18 protein-coding genes are annotated in these 20,331 nt (G+C 70.3%); 3 read left to right on the top strand and 15 right to left on the bottom strand.

All coding sequences use genetic code 11. The features are described from left to right. Positions 1–103 precede the first annotated feature (103 nt). The 6 genes from QQM67_RS28375 to QQM67_RS28400 form a co-directional block, all read right to left on the bottom strand. On the bottom strand, positions 104–2,332 hold the full coding sequence (locus QQM67_RS28375; RefSeq protein ID WP_314177885.1) for a xanthine dehydrogenase family protein molybdopterin-binding subunit: 2,229 nt from the start codon (positions 2,330–2,332) through the stop codon (positions 104–106). A 10-nt stretch (positions 2,333–2,342) separates the two neighbouring features. Further along, positions 2,343–3,326, bottom strand: a complete 984-nt coding sequence (locus QQM67_RS28380; RefSeq protein ID WP_314177887.1) for an FAD binding domain-containing protein — start codon at positions 3,324–3,326, stop codon at positions 2,343–2,345. Continuing rightward, on the bottom strand, positions 3,323–3,892 hold the full coding sequence (locus QQM67_RS28385) for a 2Fe-2S iron-sulfur cluster-binding protein (protein ID WP_314177889.1): 570 nt from the start codon (positions 3,890–3,892) through the stop codon (positions 3,323–3,325). Before QQM67_RS28385 ends, QQM67_RS28380 begins: the two co-directional genes overlap by 4 nt. A gap of 169 nt (positions 3,893–4,061) precedes the next feature. Beyond that, the gene (locus QQM67_RS28390; protein ID WP_314177891.1) at positions 4,062–4,676 is read right to left on the bottom strand and encodes a dihydrofolate reductase family protein; all 615 of its coding nucleotides are present in this window, start codon (positions 4,674–4,676) and stop codon (positions 4,062–4,064) included. A 470-nt stretch (positions 4,677–5,146) separates the two neighbouring features. After that, a complete protein-coding gene (locus QQM67_RS28395; protein ID WP_314177893.1) occupies positions 5,147–6,244 on the bottom strand; it encodes a right-handed parallel beta-helix repeat-containing protein in 1,098 nt (365 codons plus the stop codon). 530 nt (positions 6,245–6,774) lie between these two features. Further along, a complete protein-coding gene (locus QQM67_RS28400; RefSeq protein WP_314177896.1) occupies positions 6,775–7,512 on the bottom strand; it encodes a class I SAM-dependent methyltransferase in 738 nt (245 codons plus the stop codon). Between the two features lie 491 nt (positions 7,513–8,003). Between QQM67_RS28400 and QQM67_RS28405 the strand changes: the two genes are divergently transcribed. Both QQM67_RS28405 and QQM67_RS28410 read left to right on the top strand, forming a co-directional pair. Continuing rightward, a complete protein-coding gene (locus tag QQM67_RS28405; RefSeq protein ID WP_314177898.1) occupies positions 8,004–8,525 on the top strand; it encodes a M23 family metallopeptidase in 522 nt (173 codons plus the stop codon). 336 nt (positions 8,526–8,861) lie between these two features. Further along, complete coding sequence (locus tag QQM67_RS28410; protein WP_399067817.1) at positions 8,862–9,950, top strand: N-acetylmuramoyl-L-alanine amidase; 1,089 nt, start codon at positions 8,862–8,864, stop codon at positions 9,948–9,950. A 171-nt stretch (positions 9,951–10,121) separates the two neighbouring features. Here QQM67_RS28410 and QQM67_RS28415 read toward each other — a convergent pair whose 3' ends face one another. The 3 genes from QQM67_RS28415 to QQM67_RS28425 all read right to left on the bottom strand — a co-directional run bounded on the left by QQM67_RS28415 (position 10,122) and on the right by QQM67_RS28425 (position 14,527). Next, the gene (locus QQM67_RS28415) at positions 10,122–10,952 is read right to left on the bottom strand and encodes a YceI family protein (protein ID WP_314177899.1); all 831 of its coding nucleotides are present in this window, start codon (positions 10,950–10,952) and stop codon (positions 10,122–10,124) included. 303 nt (positions 10,953–11,255) lie between these two features. Then, a complete protein-coding gene (locus QQM67_RS28420; protein ID WP_314177901.1) occupies positions 11,256–13,856 on the bottom strand; it encodes an MFS transporter in 2,601 nt (866 codons plus the stop codon). Positions 13,857–13,963: 107 nt separating this feature from the next. Beyond that, positions 13,964–14,527, bottom strand: a complete 564-nt coding sequence (locus QQM67_RS28425; protein ID WP_314177903.1) for a MarR family winged helix-turn-helix transcriptional regulator — start codon at positions 14,525–14,527, stop codon at positions 13,964–13,966. Positions 14,528–14,711: 184 nt separating this feature from the next. Between QQM67_RS28425 and QQM67_RS28430 the strand changes: the two genes are divergently transcribed. Next, on the top strand, positions 14,712–14,936 hold the full coding sequence (locus QQM67_RS28430; protein WP_314177905.1) for a hypothetical protein: 225 nt from the start codon (positions 14,712–14,714) through the stop codon (positions 14,934–14,936). 112 nt (positions 14,937–15,048) lie between these two features. Here QQM67_RS28430 and QQM67_RS28435 read toward each other — a convergent pair whose 3' ends face one another. From QQM67_RS28435 to QQM67_RS28460, 6 genes are all read right to left on the bottom strand, one after another. Beyond that, complete coding sequence (locus QQM67_RS28435) at positions 15,049–15,909, bottom strand: RNA polymerase sigma factor SigF (RefSeq protein ID WP_314177906.1); 861 nt, start codon at positions 15,907–15,909, stop codon at positions 15,049–15,051. 198 nt (positions 15,910–16,107) lie between these two features. Further along, on the bottom strand, positions 16,108–16,899 hold the full coding sequence (locus QQM67_RS28440) for an RNA polymerase sigma factor SigF (RefSeq protein WP_314177908.1): 792 nt from the start codon (positions 16,897–16,899) through the stop codon (positions 16,108–16,110). A gap of 392 nt (positions 16,900–17,291) precedes the next feature. Further along, positions 17,292–17,453, bottom strand: coding sequence for a hypothetical protein (locus tag QQM67_RS28445; protein WP_314177910.1), 162 nt, complete (start codon positions 17,451–17,453; stop codon positions 17,292–17,294). Between the two features lie 384 nt (positions 17,454–17,837). Then, positions 17,838–18,428, bottom strand: a complete 591-nt coding sequence (locus QQM67_RS28450; protein WP_314177912.1) for a hemerythrin domain-containing protein — start codon at positions 18,426–18,428, stop codon at positions 17,838–17,840. 152 nt (positions 18,429–18,580) lie between these two features. Beyond that, on the bottom strand, positions 18,581–19,441 hold the full coding sequence (locus QQM67_RS28455) for an LLM class flavin-dependent oxidoreductase (RefSeq protein WP_314177914.1): 861 nt from the start codon (positions 19,439–19,441) through the stop codon (positions 18,581–18,583). Between the two features lie 172 nt (positions 19,442–19,613). Continuing rightward, the gene (locus QQM67_RS28460; protein WP_314177915.1) at positions 19,614–20,324 is read right to left on the bottom strand and encodes an SDR family NAD(P)-dependent oxidoreductase; all 711 of its coding nucleotides are present in this window, start codon (positions 20,322–20,324) and stop codon (positions 19,614–19,616) included. Between the last annotated feature and the right edge of the window lie 7 nt (positions 20,325–20,331).

Raw genomic sequence — 20,331 nt, forward strand, 5'->3', positions numbered from 1 at the left:
TCGGACAGGCCCCCATTCCTCTGGTCCGCCGGTGACGGGAACGAAACGCCCTAGCCTCGGACCGGAAGTGAACTCCGGCTCCGGCCGGGGAAGTCTCCCCGGCTCACGCCTCCATCGGAGGCAGGCCGGGCAGCAGCTTTTCGAGCGTGATGGGGAAGTCGCGTACACGCGTGCCGGTGGCGTTGAAGACCGCGTTCGCGACCGCCGCGCCGGCCCCGCAGATGCCCAGTTCCCCGGCACCTTTCGAGCCCAGGACGTTGGCCTTGTCGTCGTACCCGTCGAGCACAGTGACGTCGATGTCGGGGATGTCGGCGTGCACCGGTACCAGGTACTGCGCGAGGTCCCGGGTGGCGAAGGCACCGGTCCGGGGGTCCATGAAGGCGTCTTCCTCCAGGGCCGCGCCGACGCCCCAGATCATGCCGCCGAGCAGTTGCGAGCGGACCGTCTTGGCGTTGAGGACCTGGCCCACCGAGAACACGCCCAGCATCCGGCGCAGCCGGATCTCGGCGGTGTCGGCGTCGACGCCCACCTCTGCGAAGTGGGCGCCGTAGGTGTGGATCGAGTAGTCGGTGTAGTTCGGATCGTCGGCCATGAAGGGGATCTCGCCGTCCGCCTCCATGCCGTCGGGATGGTTGCGCGCGACGATCTCGCTCATGGGCTCGGATCTGCCGGCGACGTTGAGGTCGCCGTCGGAGAACGACGCGCCTGCCGGGTCCAGGAGGTGCAGCGGGGACCGCGTGTCGCCGAGGGCCGTCGACAGCAGCTTCTCTCGCAGGGCGTGGCACGCGCGGTAGAGCGCGGTGCACGAGTTGGAGGCACCCCACGAGCCGCCGGAGCCCCAGCTGGCGGGGAATTCGGAGTGCCCGAGTTCGACCCGCACCTGATCCGGCGTCAGTCCGAGCGCTTCCGCTGCGACCTGGGTGAGGACGGTGTATGTGCCGGTGCCGAGGTCGGTCATGTCCGACTGCACCACGACGGTCCCATCGGCCTCCATCCGTACGCGCACCGCCGTCGGCCCCTGGAAGTGTCCGCGGATGGCGGCGGCCATGCCGTAGCCGACCAGCCACCGGCCATCGCGGACGCTCGCTGGCTTGGTGGGGCGACGCTCCCAGCCGAATCGGCGCGCCCCTTCGCGGAGGCACTCGACGAGGCGCCGTTCGCTGAAGGGCACGTTCCGCTCGGGGTCGACGCTGGGCTCGTTGCGGATGCGCAGCTCGACGGGGTCCATCTCCAGCGCGTGGGCCAGCTCGTCCATCGCGGACTCCATCGCGAGCAGCCCCGGGGCCTCGCCGGGAGCGCGGACGTCCTCCCCCTGCGGCAGATCGAGCGGCACCAGGCGGTGGGTCGTGGAGCGGCTGGGCGCGGCGTAGAGGCTGCGGGTAGGGGCGGCCGTCGGCTCCCCGAATTCCCTGTCGGGCCTCGTGTGCATGGTGACGTCGTGGGCGATCGCCGCCAGCCGCCCGTCTCGCGCCGCGCCCAGCCGGACCCGCTGGCTGGATGTGGGGCGCAGGCCGGTGAGGTGGAAGACCTGCTGCCGCGTCAACGCCACCTTGACGGGCCGGTCCAGTGCGCGAGCGGCCATCGCCGCCAGGATCGTCTCCGCATGGATGTTCAGCTTGGACCCGAATCCCCCGCCGATGTAGGGGGCGACGATGTGGACGCGCGCGGGGTCGATGTCGAGGGTGGCGGCGAGCGAGGCATGCGCCGCGTCGACGATCTGGGAGCTGACGTAGACGGTCAGGTCCTCCCCTTGCGGCTCGACCAGGCACGCGTGTGGCTCCATCGGCATGGACAGCTCGTACGGCGTCGTGTAGCGCTGATCGATCTTCACCGCCGAGCCGTCGAACCCCGCGTCGAAGTCACCGACGGTGGTATCGGCAGGGATACCGGGGCCGACCACCGCCGGGGCGTACGCGTCGTCCATGTGCGCGGCGAAGTCGAACCGTCCTGGCTCGGCGGCGTACTCCACGTCGACCAACTCGGCGGCCGCCCGGGCCTGTTCGAAGGTGGCGGCGACGACCAGCGCCACCGGCTCGCCGTAGTGGTGGATCTCCGGCCCGGCCAGAGCCGGTTTGGCGCGCCAGTACTCGACCGCGATGGACTCGTCGCGCGGCCCCTGGGCCGGGGCATTGTGATGGGTCATCACCATGCGGACGCCGGGGGCGTTCTCGGCGTGGTCGGTGTCGATCCGCGCGATCCGGCCCTTGCCGATGGTGGCGCCGACGATGAATCCGTACAGCGGTGGGGCCTCCACCCAGTGCTCGTAGGCGTAGGTGGCGCGGCCGGCGACCTTCAACGGGCCGTCGACGCGGTTGAGAGCCTGCCCGATCATCTGCGTCTCCTCAGCCTGCCTGGGCCGCTTGCGCAAGCGTCCGGATCAGCGTGCGCCTGGCCAGTTCGATCTTGAAGTCGTTCTGCCCCTGTCCCACCGCGTTCTGCATGGCTGCCTCGGCTGCTGCGCGGTAGGTGGCCATCGTGGCGGGACGGCCCGTCAGCGCGTCCTCCGCCTCGACGGATCGCCACGGCTTGTGGGCCACGCCGCCGAAGGCCACCCGCGCCTGGCCGATCGTCCCGTCCTCGGTCGAGAGGACGGCCGCTACGGAGACCAGCGCGAACTCGTACGACGCCCGGTCGCGCACCTTGCGGTAGATCTGCCGGCCCGGAGGGGGCGCGGGCAGGAGCACGCCGGTGATCATCTCGCCCGGCCGCAGCACCGTCTCGATGTGCGGTGTGTCGCCCGGCAGCCGGTGGAAGTCCGTGACCGGCACGCGGCGTACCGCCTGCTCGGCGTCGAGCAGTTCGATCTCCGCGGCCAGCGCGGCCAGCGCGACGGCCATGTCCGAGGGGTGGGTGGCGATGCAGGAGTGGCTGGTGCCGAGGATCGCGTGGATCCGGTTGAAGCCACCGATCGCCGCGCATCCCGAGCCGGGATCCCGCTTGTTGCAGTCCGCGGCGGTGTCGTAGAAGTACGGGCAGCGGGTGCGCTGCAACAAATTTCCGCCGGTGGACGCCTTGTTGCGCAGCTGCCCCGAGGCGCCGGCGACCAGCGCCTGCGACAGCAGGGGGTAGCGGGTTCGCACGTGACTGTGGGCGGCAAGGTCGGAGTTCGCGGTCTGGGCGCCGATGCGCAGCCCGCCGTCGGGGAGGTCCTCGATGTCCCGCAGCGGAAGCCGGCTGATGTCGACGAGATGGCCGGGCTTCTCGATGTCGAGCTTCATCAGGTCGAGGAGATTGGTGCCGCCGCTGATGAACATCGCGTCCGTCCTGGACATCGCGTCGACGGCGGCCTGCGCGGTCATCGCTCTCTCGTACGTGAAGGACCTCATGCCGGACCTCCCTGTGCGCCGTCGCGGATGGCCGCGACGATGTTCGGATACGCCGCGCACCGGCAGATGTTGCCGCTCATGCGCTCCCGGATCTCCTCGTCGCTCAACTCGATCCGCGATGACGCCACGTCAGCGGTCGCGTGGCTGGGCCAGCCCGCCTCCACCTCGGAGAGCATGCCGACGGCCGAACAGATCTGGCCGGGCGTGCAGTAGCCGCACTGGAAGCCGTCGTGTTCGACGAAGGCCCGCTGCATGGGGTGCAGGCCCTTGACCCCGTCGAGGCCCTCGACCGTGACGATCTCGTCGTCCTCGTGCATCACGGCGAGCGTCAGACAGGAGTAGACGCGCCGGCCGTTGATCAGCACCGTGCAGGCGCCGCACTGTCCGTGATCGCAGCCCTTCTTGGTCCCGCTCAGCCGCAGATGCTCCCGGAGGGCATCCAGCAGCGAGGTGCGCGGGTCCACCTCAAGCTGCCGCACCTGACCGTTGACGCTCAACTTGATCGGGGCGAGTCTGTCTCCGCCGTCCTGGCCCCGCTCCGTCGGATCCGTTCCTGAATCGCTCATCGCAGCCCACCTTCCTCGCCGATCATCGGACGGGGGCCGCGCCGTGCCGGTGCTGCCACGCCGAGCGGGGTCGCGATCGCGGCGTTCTGTCCGGGGAGCCTCGCGGAGCGGCGCGGCGGCGACGGGCCGGCTCGCGCTCCGGCGGTGGGAGGGGGCGGACGGGACGTCGTCACATGACGTCGTAGGTCACGTGCGTCGCCGTCGAGGTCGGCGTCACGTCCCGCTGCACCAGGGTGCGCTGTGTTCCGCCGGTGGACAGTGGTGTCCCCGAGCCCAGGACGACGGGTGAGAGGTGCAGCGACAGGGAGTCGACCAGGCCCGCGGCGAGTGCCGAGCCGATCGTGGCGCCGCCGCCCATGAGGACGACGTCGAGGTCCTTGCCGCTCCTCGACGACGCGGCCTCGGCGCGCTCGCGCGCGGCCTCGACGGCGTCGGCCATGCCGGTGGTGACGAACGTCCAGTCGAGGTCGGTGAGCCGTACGGACTCCGGTCGTGAGCTCGTCACGACGACGAACGCGGGCTTGCCGACCTCGCCGGCGCCGTAGCCGGTCTTGTCGTCCCAGCCGTGCGGGCCGTCGACCACGTCGAAGAGCCGGCGGCCGAGGACGACGGCGCCCGAGCGGGCGGTCGCCTCGCGCAGGACCCGGCGGTCGTCGGGATCGTCGGAGAACGCCCAGGTGTGCAGGGCCTCGCCGCCGGTGCCCAGACCGCTGTCCGGGCCGGCATCGGGCCCGGTGACGAAGCCGTCGAGAGAGACCGAGATGTCAGCGATGATTCGAGTCATGCAGGGGCAGACCCGTCCGACCGCTCGAACTCATCGTCCACGCATCAATCGTCCACGCACGAAGCGTGTGCTGGTGTGCCGGGAGGCTCGCCAGTCCCCGGCATCCGGGACCCGGGCGGCGGGCGGGCCGAAATCCCGTTTCCGGGCCTCAAGTCCCTCCCACACAATGGGACTTGGGGGAGGCGGGGAGGGATGGGCATGTCACGGGGATGGAAGATCACGGTCATCGTGCTGACGGCCGGGCTCGCCGTCCTCGTGCTGGGCTTGATCTACGGGCCCTACTACTTCATCCGCTGGGCGGACAGCCTGTTCAAGTAGGGCACCGTGCACTGTGCACCGTGCCCGGCTGAGCGGGAAGGGGCCCTTGGGAGGCGAACTCCCAAGGGCCCCTTCGGTGTTGCTCTGTTGCTCGCCGAACGACGACGCCGCCTTCTCGTACCGGCCGGACGTCCGGCGCTCGTACGCTCCCGCTATGAGGCGTGGGCGTGACGCAGCTGCTTGTTCAGGTGGTGTCCCTTCGTCCCGGGGGATTCCGGTTGGGGCGTGCGCCCCGTCGACGTCGTGGCCGTGGGGTTGGTGCAGCCGACGATGACGCCGTCGGGGGCGCAGTTGTCGGGGGTGTTGTTCGCGACGACGGTGCCGTTGAGGCTCACCCCGCCGGTCCCCTGCTGGAGGATTCCGCCGCCGCTTCCCGGGCCGCCGGTCGCGGTGTTGCCGGTGACCTGGCCGCCTACGAGGGCCGCTGTACTGCTGCGGTTCCTGAGGCCGCCTCCCCCCGTCGCCCGGTTGCCGCTGACGGTGGTGGAGGTGAGGTTCAGCGTGGACACGCTGTCGTTGTCGATGCCGCCGCCGTTGCCCTGGGTGCTGGTGTTCCCGCTGACGGTGGCGCCCGAGATGGTCGCGGTGCTCTGGGGCCAGTTCTCGAGGCCGGCGCCGTCGGAATCCGAGATGTTGTTGCGCAGGGCCCCGCCGGACATCGTCAGTGTGGCTGCGTCGTTCCAGATGCCGCCGCCGAGATCTCCGTTCGTGGCCCGGTTGTTCTCGATGACGGTCCTGGTCAGGCTGAGCTGGCCTCCGTCGTTGTGGATGCCGCCTCCGCCGAAGCCCGCCCTGTTGTCGCTCACGGTGGCACTGGTGAGGGTGGTCGAGCCTTCGTTCAGGATGCCGGCGCCCGAGTCGTCCGTCGCGGTACCGAGCCGTCCGCCCGAGACGGTGACGGAGGTCAGGCTGAGGCTGCCGCTGCCGTCGACTTGGAAGATGCGGAACTCGTCGGTGGCGGCGGGGGAGCGCCGGATGGTGGCTCCCTGCGAGGAGATGCGGACGTTGCCGGTGATGACCGGGAGGCCGTTCTGGTCGTTGTCCGCCGCGGTGAGCGTGTACGTGCACCCGGCGGCGAGATTGATGCGCTCCCCGGTCGTGTTGGAATCCGTGATGGCGTCCTTGAGCGCCTGAATGTCGTTGCAAGGGACGAACGCCGTCGCGTGGGCCTGTTGTGCGGGCAGAAGTGCGAAGCAGAGCGCCATACCGGCGGCGGCGCTGAGACTGCTCTTTTTCAGTACGGTCTTCATGTGCGGGGTCCCGTCGTTCTTGGGGATCGTTGACCGGGTGCTGACTGACTCCGGACGGCGTCGCTGTATCGCCTGCTTCATCGGATCGGACGGGTCGGAGCCGAGAGGCGTGATTTCTCGTCGTCGGTACGGCCGGATGATCGTCGCGATCCAGACGCACGTGGCCAACAGGCCTGGTCGCCAAGGGAGTTCAGCTGCGAAGACGAGCTGTGCGCGCCGCGTGACGTCAGGGTGCCGGCAGCCCTGAGGTGAAGCGAAGTGTCCTCTCGGCCTCTGGAAAAGGGTCCCTGGTCCGGAAAAGCAATGACAAGAGCGGGAGCGGGATATCAGCAGCCGAGAGGGTGCAGTATCAAATATGAGCGCCACTCCCGCGGTTCGAGTGACTCTTTTCGGCGCTCGTACGCGCCGCGCGCCCCTTCGTAATGGTGAATCGGCGGTCCCGTACGTTTGCCGACGGGGGTGACGATCCGTCGCCTCGCGCCAAAATGCCTTGCGCCCTTGCGAGTTGGACGACGGTGACCGCGAGGGGGTCAGCTTCGTACGGCGACGGTGACGATCTCGGCGCTGTCGTCCGTCAGGGGGCCGCGCTCCCAGTCCCCGTACTGCTCGGCGACCGTCAGCCCGGCCTCGTACAGGAACGACGCCAGTTCCCCGGCGCCGAGGAACCGCAGCGTGCTGCGCGATGTCCGCGGCCGATCCCAGCGGGGGCCGGTGAGGGTCTGGGTGAAGGTGACGGTGTCGCCCACGACCGGTTCCTCCACCTGGTGCCAGGACCGCACCACTTCGCCGCGCGGGCCGGTCACCTGCACCTCGTTCTCCGGAATCCACTGCTCCCACGCCCTGGCCTGCGGATTGCGCGTCTCGAAGACGAAGCGGCCGTCCCGTGTCAGGGCCGAGCGGATGGAAGCCAGCGAAGAGCGCAGCCGGTCGTCGTCGACGAAGACCTGGAAGGCGTGGCCTGTCATGACGGCCAGCTCGAACTCGCCGTCCCAGGCGGTGCTTTCAGGGTCGCCGAGCACCCACTCGACGTCGGCTCGGCGCCTGCGCGCCCGGGCGAGCATCGCCTCGGCGGGATCGAGGCCGCACAGGCGGCCGGTGTGGCCCGCCTCCCGCGCCAAGTGCAGCAACTCGCCCGTGCCGCAGCCGACATCGAGGACCGTACGGGCGGACATCACGAGCGGCAGATAGAAGCCGAAGTCGTCGCGGCCCGCGCAGAGCGCGTCGTACAGCTCGGCGAGTTCAGGTTCCGAGAACAGGCGGTCCACCATCCGTCCTCTCTAGCGGACCCTCGCCCGCAGCCGCCAGGGGATTTCCGCCCGGCGGCCCAACTCGCCCTGCCAGGCGGCGAATCCATGCCAGGGCCGGGCGCCGATGTGTGACCTGGATCACCCGTCTCGTCCGGGACCGGACGGCCCTTCGGGACGTCGAAGCGGTGAATGAGGGGTCCGAAGTGGCGTTCTGCGCCGTCGGCTTGAGGCCCATTTGAGAAAGACGTAGAGACGGCTACGGATTTCGTACTCCATCTGCCCGCCGTCACACCCCAGTTCGTCCAGAACGTGAGACGCGGCCTTCTTTCACTGGTTCGACCAAGGAAGAACGAGCCCGAATTGACTTGGCTGCGGATGATTCATGCAGTCGAAATCCTTCACGTGACACAAAAAGTGTCACGTGTTGCCCGGACGGGGTTGTCGCGTACATGGCCCGGTGCTTCTACTGGCGGTCGCACGGAATCCGTCTTCATCCGTGGAAGGAACCCCCCATGCTGCGTCCCCACAGCAGACGTGCCAAGCGCGCACTGCTCGCACTCGCCGCCGCCGGCGGCTGCGTCCTCGCGACCGCCGTGGCCGTGCCGGCGAGCGCGGGCACGACGGACGGCGCGAAGGCGGCCTACCAGGCCTCCTGCCCCGTCGGTGCCGAGATCAGCCAGGGCTACCACGACGGCCACGACGGCGTTGACCTCGCGGCTCCCATCGGTACGCCGATCTTCGCCGCGGGCCCCGGAGAGGTCACCGAGTCCGGCCCCGCCTCCGGCTACGGCCAGTGGATCCGCATCAAGCACCCGGACGGCTCGGTCTCCGAGTACGGGCACATGAGCGAGCGGTTCGTCCAGGTCGGCGACGCCGTCGAGGGCGGCGCGAAGATCGCCTCAGTCGGCAACGAGGGCCAGTCGACCGGTCCGCACCTGCACTTCGAGGTCCACCTCGACGGCGGCACCGGTGTCGGCGACGACCCGCTGGCCTACATGTCGGAGCGCGGCGTCTCCCTGCCGTGCACGCCCTGACCGGCTGAACCGGCGGGTCCGGGGGCCGCTCAACTCCGCCCGCCGCACGGGCACTTCGGCCCTTGAGTCGGCAGCCGTCCCAGGCAGGCCCGGAGCCCCGCCCCGAAATCCGAACCCCAGCCCCCACTTCCACCCGCCACTTCCGCCCCCACCTTCCACTTCCAAGTCCCCCAGGACCAGGCAGCCGTGCCGATGGCCCCGAGTGCCGCGCACGGCGTACGGACGCACCACGCCGACTCCACTGGCACCGGCCGTGATCCGGCGCGCCGGCCGGCGCCAGGAGCTCGATCCCCCCACCACGCGCCGGAGTTCGTATCCAGAGAGGCAACTGAGCCGATGAACACACGCAAGAGAGTCCTCGCAGCGACCCTCGGCGGTGCGCTCGTCGCGGGACTGGCCGTGGCAGGCCAGCAGGCGACGGCGGCCGTCACGTCCGACAGCGAGCCGACGATGAACGAGGCGTTCACCAAGGCAGCTTCGGAGTTCGACGTGCCGCGCGACCTCCTCGTCTCCGTCGGTTACGCCGAGACCCACCTGGACGGGCACAAGGGCAAGCCCAGCCAGGACAACGGGTTCGGCGTGATGCACCTCGTCAGCAACCCGGAGCGCAAGACGCTGGAGCAGGCCGCCGAGCTCACCGGCGAGTCGAAGGCCGACCTGAAGAAGAACGACGCCGCCAACATCCGCGGAGGCGCCGCCGTGCTCCGCGCCAAGGCCGACAATGCCGGGCTCAAGGCGTCCGACCGCAAGCGCGTCGAGGCCTGGTACCCGGCCGTGGCCGCGTACGGAGGCGCCGAGAGCGCGTCGCTCAAGCGCCTCTACGCCGACGCCGCGTACGACTTCGTGAGCAAGGGCATCCCGTCCAAGGGCACGAAGGTCCGCATGTCGCCGGAGAAGGTCACGCCCGAGCGCGGGAAGCTCGCGAAGGCCGCGGCGCCCGGCACGGGCACCAAGAGCGACGACTACCCGCCGGCGATCTGGAACCCCGCCGACCCGGCCAACTTCAACACGGGCCGTGACGCCGCCATTTCGCAGGTCATCATCCACGTGACGCAGGGCGAGTACGCGGGGACGATCAACTGGTTCAAGAACCCCGAGGCCGAGGTCAGCGCGCACTACGTGGTGCGCTCCTCGGACGGCGAGATCACGCAGATGGTGCGCGACGCCGACACCGCCTGGCACGCCAGGGGAGGCAACGCCTCCGGTCTCGGCATCGAGCACGAGGGCTTCGTCGACGACCCGTCCTGGTTCACCGACGCCATGTACCGCTCCTCGGCCGCGCTGACGAAGCACCTGTGCGACAAGCACGGCATCCCGAAGGACCGCGCGCACATCGTCGGCCACAACGAGGTTCCCGGGAACGACCACACCGACCCGGGCCCGCACTGGAACTGGGACACGTACATGAGCTACGTGAACAGCTGACCGGTGCGGTGAGCGCTCCGGCGCACACAGGGAAGTGATTCGGTGGCCCGGCGACGACGGGCCGCCGAATCGTCCATACGAGGGCCCTCGGGGCACTCCGGGAGCCGGGCCCGGAGCCCGGGGGCCCTCAGCCGTGCCCCCGGTACCCTCCCCGGGCCGTCGCGCAGGCCGTCACTCGATGTCCGGCACTTCCTCGCCCTGCACCGCCTGCACGTCCAGCTCGATCCGGAGCGTCGTCCCGATCGCCGCGATCCCGGCCGCCAGGATCTGGTTGTAGTTCATCGCGAACTCCTCGCGCTTCAGCTCCGCCGTTGCGCGGAAGGCGGCCCGTGTGCCGCCCCACGGGTCGGGCCCGTAGCCGAGGTAGGTCAGGTTCAGCGAGACGTCCCGTACGACCCCGTGCATCGCCAGCCACCCGTGGACGGTCCAACGATCGGTCCCGGCCGGCTCGACGGCATGGCTGCGGTAGGTGAGCTGCGGGTGCCGCTCGACGTTCAGGAAGTCCTCCGAACGCAGGTGCGCGTCCCGGATGCTGTTGCCCGTCTCGATGCTCGCGGCCTCGATGACGGCCTCCACCGAGGACTTCTCCGGCTCCTCGTCGATCTCGATGCGGGCCTGGAAGTCGGTGAAGCGGCCGTGGACGCTGGAGATCCCCAGGTGCTGTGCCGTGGCCCCGACGGTCGAGTGGACCGGGTCGACGGTCCACGGCCCGGGCGGCGGCAGTTCGGTGCCCCCCTGCCGTACGAGCACGAGCGTCCCCAGGTCCGCCCTTCCCGAGGCGGTGACGAGCGCCGTGGCCGCGGCGGGCGCATATCCGAGGGCGGTGGCGATCACCGTGTAAGGCCCCGCGGGAAGTGCCTCCTCGCTCTGTGCGATGCCTTCGTCGTCGGCCTCCACGCGGAGGACCTGAACACCCGTCATGTCGGTGACGGTCAGCACGGCGTGCTGTACCGGCCACCCCTCACGGGTGTGGATCTGCGCCCGTACGCCTGCGCCTGCCATCTGTCGATACGCTCCTTCTCGCTCAGGCCCTGTCTGTCCGGCCCGCCCGTGGCAGGCCCGGCAGCCCGGGGCCGGGGGAGTCCCGCCGGACGCCCCCGACCCAGTCTTCCTTCCGCGTCCGGGACGCGGGAAGTGCGCTGCGGAAGCTTCCGGTTCCGCTCCGCGCACCGCGTCCTCCGGGGCCGTACGGCGGCGTCCCGGGCGTCCACTCGTCCGCTTCGCTTCCGGGGGTCTCCCGTGGGCACCCGCTCGAACCCTGTGCGGGTGCGGGTGCCCCGGGAGCCGCCGAACGCGGAGAGGGTCCTACTCGTCCGGGTGGTGCAGCTCGATGTCGACGGAGTCCGGTCCCGCGCCCTCGACGTTCAGGGCGGTCGCCACCGGCGGATAGCCGCTGGCGATGATCGAGTAGTCGCCCGCGTCGAGGTCGGTGAAGCCGTACGCGCCGTCCTCACCGGTCGTCGCCGTGGCGACCACGTTCCCGGCCGCGTCGACGAGCGTGACCCGCGCGTCCGGCAGCGGACTGGCGTCCACACCGGCACGGATGACGCCCTGCACGCGCGCGCCCGCCGCCAGTTCGACGTCGATGCGGGTGATGCCCTGTCCCTCGACCTCCACCGGCCGCGCCACGGGCCGGAAGCCGGGCGCGTTGACGGCGATCGTGAAGGTGCCGGTCACGAGCTCGTCGAACGAGAACTCGCCCCGCTCACCGGTGCGTCCGGTCGCGAGCACCTCCCCCCGCTCGTCGGTGACCACGACCATCGCCGCCCGCACGGGCTGGCCGTCGCCGGCGCTGCGTACGCGTCCCGCGAGCCCGCTGGTCGCGGCCAGCAGTACGTCGTGGCTCAGCGGCTCCTCGCCCACGGTGACCGTCGTCGCCTGCGGCTGGTGGCCGTCGGCGGCGGCGATCAGCACGTAGCTTCCGGGGCCGGGGGTGTCCATGCCGTAGCGGCCGTCGACGCGGGCCACGGACCTGCCGAGCTGACGCCCGCTCAGCGAGATGAGCGTCACGGCGGCCCGGGGCACGCCCTTGCCCTCCGCGTTGCGGACGGTGCCGAGCACGGAGTGCCGCGAGGTGGTCAGCGGCTCGTTCGGGTCGGGGTCGCCCGTCGAGCCGGCCGGTGCCGGGTATCCGCCGTGGCCGTAGCCGGCGGCGGGGCCGGAGCCCATGCCGAGCCCGGCGCCCGCGCCGGCGTGGGCCGCTGCCGCGCGTCCCGCTGCGCCGTCGGCCGCGTACGCGCCGTCCTGCTGGAGGAACGCCTGCCCCGGGACGTCGGCCGAGTCACCGGACTGATCCATGCCCGGCTTCGTCTTCAGCGGCACCTCCTTGACGCACAGCACCAGCAGCAGCGCGAGCAGCGCGACGGGTGCCGCGTAGAGGTAGATGTCCCCTATGCCGTGTCCGTACGCGGACTCGATGACGTTCCGTATGGGCGCCGGAAGCTTCCCCAGATCCGGGATCTCGCTGCCGGCACCGCCCGTCGGCCCGCCGTGCTGGACGCCCAGCTTGGCCAGGCCGTCCTCGACGTAGTCCGAGATGCGGTGGGCGAGCACCGCGCCGAGAACGGAGACGCCGACGGCGCCGCCGAGGGAGCGGAAGAAGTTCACCGTGGAGCTGGCGGCACCGAGGTCCGTCGCCTCCACCTGGTTCTGGGTGGCCAGCACCAGGTTCTGCATCATCATGCCGACGCCGATGCCGACGCCGCCCATGAAGAGGGCCAGGTGCCAGTACTCGGTGTCGTGCCGCATGGTGCCCAGCAGGCCGAGGCCCGCGGTCAGCAGCACGCCGCCGGAGCAGAGCCAGATCTTCCACTTGCCCGTACGGCTGATGATCAACCCGGAGAGGGTGGTGGAGAGGAACATCCCGACGATCATCGGGATCGTCATGACCCCGGCCTTCGTCGGCGACTCGCCCCGCGCCAGCTGGAAGTACTGGCTGAGGTAGACGGTCGCGCCGAACATCGCGATGCCGACGAACATCGAGGCCAGCGACGTCAGCGCGATGGTGCGGTTGCGGAAGAGCCGCAGCGGGATGATCGGCTCCGTCGCCTTGGCCTCGACGAGGACGAAGATCAAGGCCAGCAGCAGCGAGCCGCCGACCATCGCATAGCTCTCCCACGAGAGCCACTCGTACTTGTCGCCGGCGAACGTCACCCAGACCAGCAGCAGCGACGCGGAGGCCGCGACGAGGAAGGCACCGGCCCAGTCGATCTTCACGCGGCGCTTGAGCAGCGGCAGGTGCAGCGTCTGCTGGAGCAGCAGCAGCGCGATGACCGCGAACGGGATGCCGACGTAGAAGCACCAGCGCCAGCCCAGCCAGCTGGTGTCGGTGATGACGCCGCCCAGCAGCGGCCCGCTGACCATCGCGACGGCGAACGACGCACCGATGTAACCCGTGTAACGCCCGCGCTCCCGCGGGGAGATCATCGCGGCGATCACGGTCTGCGTCAGGGCGGAGATGCCGCCCATGCCTATGCCCTGCACGGCGCGCGACGCGATCAGCATGCTCGTGTTCTGCGCGAGACCGGCGCTGGCCGAGGCGAGCACGAAGACGATGATCGCCGTCTGTATCAGCACCTTCTTGCTGAACAGGTCCGCCAGCTTGCCCCACAGCGGGGTCGATGCGGTCATCGTCAGCAGCGACGCCGTCACCACCCACGTGTACGCGCTCTGCCCGCCGCCGAGATCCGAGACGATCTTCGGCAGGGCGTTGGCGACGATCGTGGAGGACAGGATGGCGACGAACATGCCGAGCAGCAGCCCGGACAGCGCCTCCATGATCTGCCGGTGCGTCATGGGTGCGGCGCCACCCGGCCCGGAGGAAGCGGGCGCATGATTCTTCGACGCGTCGCCTGTCCCGCCTCCGGAGCCGGTGCCCTGCACACCGGACGGTGTGGTCGTGGCCATTCTTTCCCTAACTCTTCTTCGGTGCCGTGCAGTGTTTCTGCCGTGGTCGGTGGTCCGTGGTCGTCGTCGTGGTCAGTGCTCGTGCCGGTCTAGCCGGTCTAGCCGGTCTAGCCGGTCGTGCTGGTCGCGCTGTCCGTGCTCGTGGTGCCGGTCCCGCCTGCCGTGCCCTTCTCGCCGTCTCCCGTCGTACGGGCGGCGGGCCCCGGTTCGGGCCGCTCCGCCTGCGCGGGAACACGGCAGTCGCCGAAGTCCTGCCGCAGGCGCTCCAGCATTCCGTTCAGCCGTGCGACGTCGTCTTCGGTCCAGTCGTGAAGAACGCTCTCCAAGGTCCCGGTCGTGATCTCGGAGAGCCTGTTCAGTTGTCGTTCGCCTTGCTCCGTGAGGCGCAGCAGCCGGGAGCGCCCGTCCTCCGGGTCGGGCTCGCGCACGACCCAGCCACGCTCCACGTTGTGGGTGACGTGGCGACTGGTGACAGACATGTCTACCGCCATCAGCTCCGCGAGACGACCCATACGCATCTCGCCGTACTTGTGAAGGAGCGTCAACACGCCTGCGGAGCCCGGCGGACAGTCGACCGGCAGCGCGCGCACCAACTCTCGCCGGACGGCGCCGAGACCGCTAAGGTGCCGGGCCAGTTCCTCATATCTGCTGCGTGCGCCTCGCGCGGGCATCCCCGTCCCTTGATGTCGTTGCTTTGGGCAACCGTAATTCCATTAGTTGCTGTACGCAAATGACTGCGGGACCGCCCGAGCAAAGAATCAGCAAAGGGGAGCCGGATGCGAGGCCGCTGGTCACGGCCCGATCGACGGTACGGGGCTGTCCGCCCCCTCGGGGCGTTCGCTATCGTCCTGCCCCATGGCTCACAACCCGCATGCTCCGCAAGGCCCCGAACCGTCCCAAGACCCGGCCGGCAGCACGCAGATGTTCCGCGCCTTCGTCGACGAGGAGAGCGGCGCCGCCGGCTCTCAGCGACCCGCCGCACCGCAGACGCAGTCGTCGGGCCCCCGGGTCGGTCTGATCCTCGGCGTGGTCGTCGCCATCGTCGTCGTCGCGGCCGCGGTCTGGCTCGCCGTGAGCTGACGGGCGGATCGACGCCGCTCCGTATCTCCGGCCGCGCGGGCGTCGGGTGCTTCTTGAAGGGTGCCCGCACGCCGCTGGTGCGTACGGGCGCAGAGCACGCCGGCGCTCCGGCTCACTCCTCCGCGATCAGCCCTTCGCGCAGCTGCGCCAGCGTGCGCGTCAGCAGCCGGGAGACGTGCATCTGCGAGATGCCGACCTCCTCGCCGATCTGCGACTGCGTCATGTTGGCGAAGAACCGCAGCATGATGATCTGCCGCTCGCGCGGCGGCAGTTTGGCCAGCAGCGGCTTCAAGGACTCGCGGTACTCCACGCCTTCCAGCGCGCTGTCCTCGTAGCCGAGCCGGTCCGCGAGCGAGCCCTCGCCGCCGTCCTCCTCCAGCGCGGGCGAGTCGAGCGAGGAGGCGGTGTAGGCGTTGCCGACGGCGAGCCCGTCCACCACGTCCTCCTCCGACACCCCCAGGCACTGGGCGAGTTCGGTGACGGTGGGGGAGCGGTCCAGCGTCTGCGACAGCTCGTCGCTCGCCTTCGTGAGCGCGAGACGCAGCTCCTGAAGGCGCCGCGGAACCCGCACCGACCACGAGGTGTCGCGGAAGAAGCGCTTGATCTCGCCGACCACCGTCGGCATCGCGAACGTCGGGAACTCCACGCCCCGCTCGGCGTCGAAGCGGTCGATCGCCTTGATCAGACCGATCGTGCCGACCTGGACGATGTCCTCCATCGGCTCGTTGCGGCTGCGGAAGCGCGCCGCCGCATACCGCACGAGCGGGAGGTTGAGCTCGATGAGCGTGTCACGCACGTAGGTGCGTTCCGCGCTGTCCTTGCCGAGCGTGGCGAGCCGCAGGAAGAGGGAGCGCGAGAGGGTGCGCGTGTCGATGGCATCGTGGTCTGCGGGGGCTTGGGGGGCTCCCATGGCGTCGACGTCGTCGGTCGTGTTCTCGGTGAGCACCTTCGAGCTGCCCAGTTCTACGGACATGCCACCCCCTTGAGGTCGCGGACGGATCGCAGCGGCGCCCTCGTACGAGGGGAGCACTTCCCCCTGCATACCGGAAGCGCCGTCGCGGCAAACGCAGCTCTTGCAGAATGTCACAAGTAGGCAACGCGACGTAGCCCCATGTCGATAAAACTGCACAGCTGAGGAAGTTGAGCCGTCGTACTGCCTCACTCTGTCCGGTTATGCATCGATTCGATTTGCGGCCCGCAGGCGCGCGAAGCTCCGCGACAGCAGCCGCGAGACGTGCATTTGGGACACACCCAACTCGGCACTGATCTGTGACTGCGTCAGATTCCGGTAGTAGCGCAGCAGCAGGATGCGCTGCTCGCGTTCCGGCAGCTGTACGAGCAGGTGCCGTACGAGATCGCGGTGTTCGACGCCGTCCAGTTCGGGGTCCTCGTATCCGAGGCGGTCGAGCAGGCCGGGCAGCCCGTCCTCGCGCTCCTGTGCCGCCTCCAACGACGTTGCGCGGTAGGAGCGTCCGGCCTCGATGCAGGCGAGCACCTCCTCCTCGGTGAGCTTGAGGCGCTCCGCGATCTCGGCGGTGGTGGGCGAGCGTCCGAAGGCCGTCGTCAGGTCCTCCGTCGCGCTGCTGACCTGCACCCACATCTCGTGCAGACGTCTCGGCACGTGCACAGTGCGGACGTTGTCGCGGAAGTAGCGCCGGATCTCGCCGATGATCGTCGGCATCGCGAAGGTGGGGAACTGCACGCCGCGCTCGGCGTCGAAGCGGTCGATGGCGTTGATGAGTCCGATGGTGCCGACCTGGACGACGTCCTCCATGGGCTCGTTGCGGCTGCGGAAGCGTGCCGCGACATAGCGCACGAGCGGGAGGTTGGCCTCGATGAGCGCCGTGCGCACACGTTCGTGTCCGGCGGTGCCGGGTTCCTGCTCGGCCAGCTGCTCGAAGAGCTCCTGGGTCAGCGCCCGGGCCTCCGCGCTGCGGCTCTCGCGGGTCTGGGTCGCCGCCACTCAGCCACCACCTCTTCAGGTCCGGGTCGGTCTCGCTCCACGCATCGGCCAAAAGCGGTCATAGCATCACAAGACATGTGCAACGTGCGCAAGCACCGTAAATTGCCGTGTTGGTGCGGAGTTGGGGACTTCGGGCGGCATGCGTAAGCACCGTCGAGCACGTGCGCCGGTACGCCGAAGTGGCCGGACGATGCCCTTCCGGGCACTCCCGTCCCCTGCGGCGCCTCCCGTTCGCCCGCGGTCCGGTCCGGCAAGGACGTCGGCCCTCGCATCGGTGACGGGCGAGGGCCGAATGCCGAGAGAACGAGAGGTGAGGAGCCTGTGGGGCGAAGAGCCTTACGGAAGGGAGGAAGAGCCTGACGGAAGGGAGGCTGAGGCCGCGGGGCCGGGCTCTACCGGACGACCTCGGTCATGAAGTGGCCCACTCCCTGCGCCGCGCTCGATATGCCCTCGAAGCCGATCTGGACGAGGTCCGCGGCCCTGGCGGGGGAGGTGATGATCGTATACAGGGCGAAGACGGTGAGGACATAGATCAAGATCTTCTTCGGCTCCACCCTGTCGCTCCTTCCGCGGCTGCCTGGGCTCCCCCTCGTCGCAGTCGGGTGAGTCTAACCACGGGTGCGGGCGGCCCGGTCCATGCGTACGGCGGCAAAGTGGCCGCAAACAGGGCCCTTTGACCGGGAAGGCACGCGCCGTTCCCCGATCGTTGCATCCGCTTCACATGGGACGGGCGCGGCGGGAGCCGTGACGGATGAGGAAGGACGAGGAAGGACGAGGAAGGACGAGGCGTCCGGGCCGGGCTCCGCAGGCTGCGGGTGCCGGGACCGGTGTCACCGTCCGTGCTGTTCCGGCCCGGGTCCGGGCGGTGCCGGGTGGATCAGCTGCCGGTCAGCCGCGGAATCCGGGGGCGGGCGGGGCGTCCGCGGGCCGGGCGGGAATCACCGGCGCGATCCGCCACCGCCGCCCAGCGCGTCCCTGGCGTGGTCCAGGAGCGAGGCGAACGGGCCCACTGTCCACCGCACCGCCGAGGATCGCGCCGCGGCCGGATGCGCGTGTGTGGGCGCCGTCCTCTCCGCCCGCAGCAACCTCCTGCCCATCTTCTGCCGCTGTTCCTGCGAGCAGCCGGTGCGCATCGCGGGGAACTCCTCCTGCTCCTCGTGGTCCGCGTGATCGCCGACCGCCCTCTCGAACTCCGTGAGTTTCGGCTCGAATTGGGCATCGGACGGGCCCATGCGCTCCAGCTCGGCGAGGATCCGGCCGGCCTCCCGCTCTTCCTCGTTGCGGGCCGTTACCTCGCCCTCCCCGGCCTCCGTCTTCGCGACGGGCCGCAGGATCATCTCCTCCGCCGCCTCGTGAACCGCCAACAGAGCCCTCAACTCGTCGAATTTCGCCTTCTTTTCGTCGCCCCGCGCCATGTGGACCTCGGCGAACAGCTCCCGGACGCGGGCGTGTTGGGTCAGCAGGATGCCGATGATGTCGTCCTGCGGGAGCTTCGCCGCCTCTTCGCGTTCCAGTGCTGCGTTGCTCACGTGACTCTCTCCTCAGCGCGCGCTCGTCGTACCGTCCGGCCCCGTACCGGCGGAGGCCGGGCCGCCGTCGGCCGGGCAGCATCGCTCGTCTTCCGGGTGACCGGGACACCACCGCGCAAACACGGTCTCCGGCGCGGGCGCCATGGGCCCAACTAGAGGGCGGGCGGGCCCTGTTCGACGCGCCGCAGCACCGGCTCCAGCCGGTCGAGGTCATCGGTCCCCTGGAGCTGCCGCTCGTCCCACCACGTGGCCCCGGCGTCGCTCAGCGGCCCCAGCAGGTCCCGTGCCCGGGCGGGGTCGGCGGGGCTGACGCCGCCGAGGACGATCTCGAAGGAGCGCTCCGGCTCGCCGCCGCGGTGCCGCCCGACGTACGCGACCAGCTCCCGCACCTCCTCGACGGGCGGCGGATGCCCGTGCCTGGCCGAGGCGAACAGCGGTACGGCGCCGTCCCAGCGGGCGGCGCGGCGCATCGGAGGCCGGTTCGGCCAGAAGCCCCCGATCCAGACCGGCGGCCGTGGGCGCTGAATCGTGGCGGGCAGCAGCGTCACGTCCCGGATCCGGTGGTGCCGCCCGTCGTGGCTCACCGGCTCGCCCGTCCAGAACCGGCAGAGCAGGTCGAGGCCCTCGTCGAGGCGCTCGGCCCGTACGACCGGATCGGTCGCCTCGCCGAAGCTGCCGTACTCGTCCTCGGCGGGGCCGCCCAGCCCCGCGGTGAAGATCACCCTGCCGCCGCTGAGACCGTCGAGCGTGGCCACCTGGCGGGCGAGCTGCTGCGGGCGCCGCCGCGCGACCGGCGTGACCAGCGTTCCCAGCCTGATCCTGGACGTGGCCAGCGCGGCGGCGGTCAGCAGCATCCAGGGGTCGCCGAAGGGGCGTGGATGGCGTCTGTGCAGCACGTGGTCCCAGACGAACAGCCCGTCCCACCCGGCCTGCTCCGCGGCCGTGGCCACCTTCGCCACGGTGCGCGGGTCCGCGAAGTCCCCGAAGTTCGGAATGTTGACGGAGAAGCGCATCCCGGCATCGTGCTCGGCACTGGCCGGGCGGGCAATCGGTTAACTGGGGGGTGATCGGTCAAGCGGCTCGCTCAAACGGCCGCCGCCGCACGGGAGTCGACCCCCGGGACCTGTGGCCGCGGCGCCTCGTGGGCGCCCTGCCGTGCGCGCCGGACGCCCTGCCCCGACCGGATCACCAGGGCAAGGCGCCCTCGGCGTCGAAGTAGCCCCCGGTGGGACCGTCCGGACCGGTCTGCGCCATCCGCACGATGATCTCGGCGCCCTGCTCCACGGTCTGGATGCCCCTGTTCCCGTTCAGGTCGGTCGCGGTGAACCCGGGCTCCACCGCGTTGATCCGCATGCCCGGGAAGGCCTTCGCGTACTGCACGGTGATCATGTTGACCGCCGTCTTGGACGCCGGGTAGGCGACGCCCGCGTACTCGTACGCCCGGGTGCCGGGCGTGCTGACGCGCGCCAGCGAGGCCAGACCGCTGCTGACGTTGACCACGACCGGGGCGCTGGAGCGCCGCAGCAGCGGGAGGAAGGCGTGGGTGACGCGCACGGTGCCGATCACGTTCGTCTCGAACGTCTTCCGCATCACGTCGGCGGTCAGCTCCGCGGCGCCCGCCACGACCTCGCCGTCGCTCAACTCCTCTTGTACGCCCGCGTTGTTGACCAGTACGTCCAGTCCGCCGCCGGCCTCGACGGCCTTCACCGCGGCGTCCACGGACGCGTCGTCGGTGGAGTCGAGCTGGACCGTACGCGCACCCAGCTCCTCGGCCGCGCGGCGGCCGCGCGCGGCGTCCCGGCTGCCGACGTAGACGGTGTGGCCCGCGGCGACGAGCCGGCGGGCGGTCTCGAAACCGAGACCCTTGTTCGCTCCGGTGATCAGTGTCGCTGTCATGTCTCCA

It is taken from the genome of Streptomyces winkii (assembly GCF_032248595.1).
GTDB classification, from domain to species: Bacteria; Actinomycetota; Actinomycetes; order Streptomycetales; family Streptomycetaceae; genus Streptomyces; species Streptomyces winkii.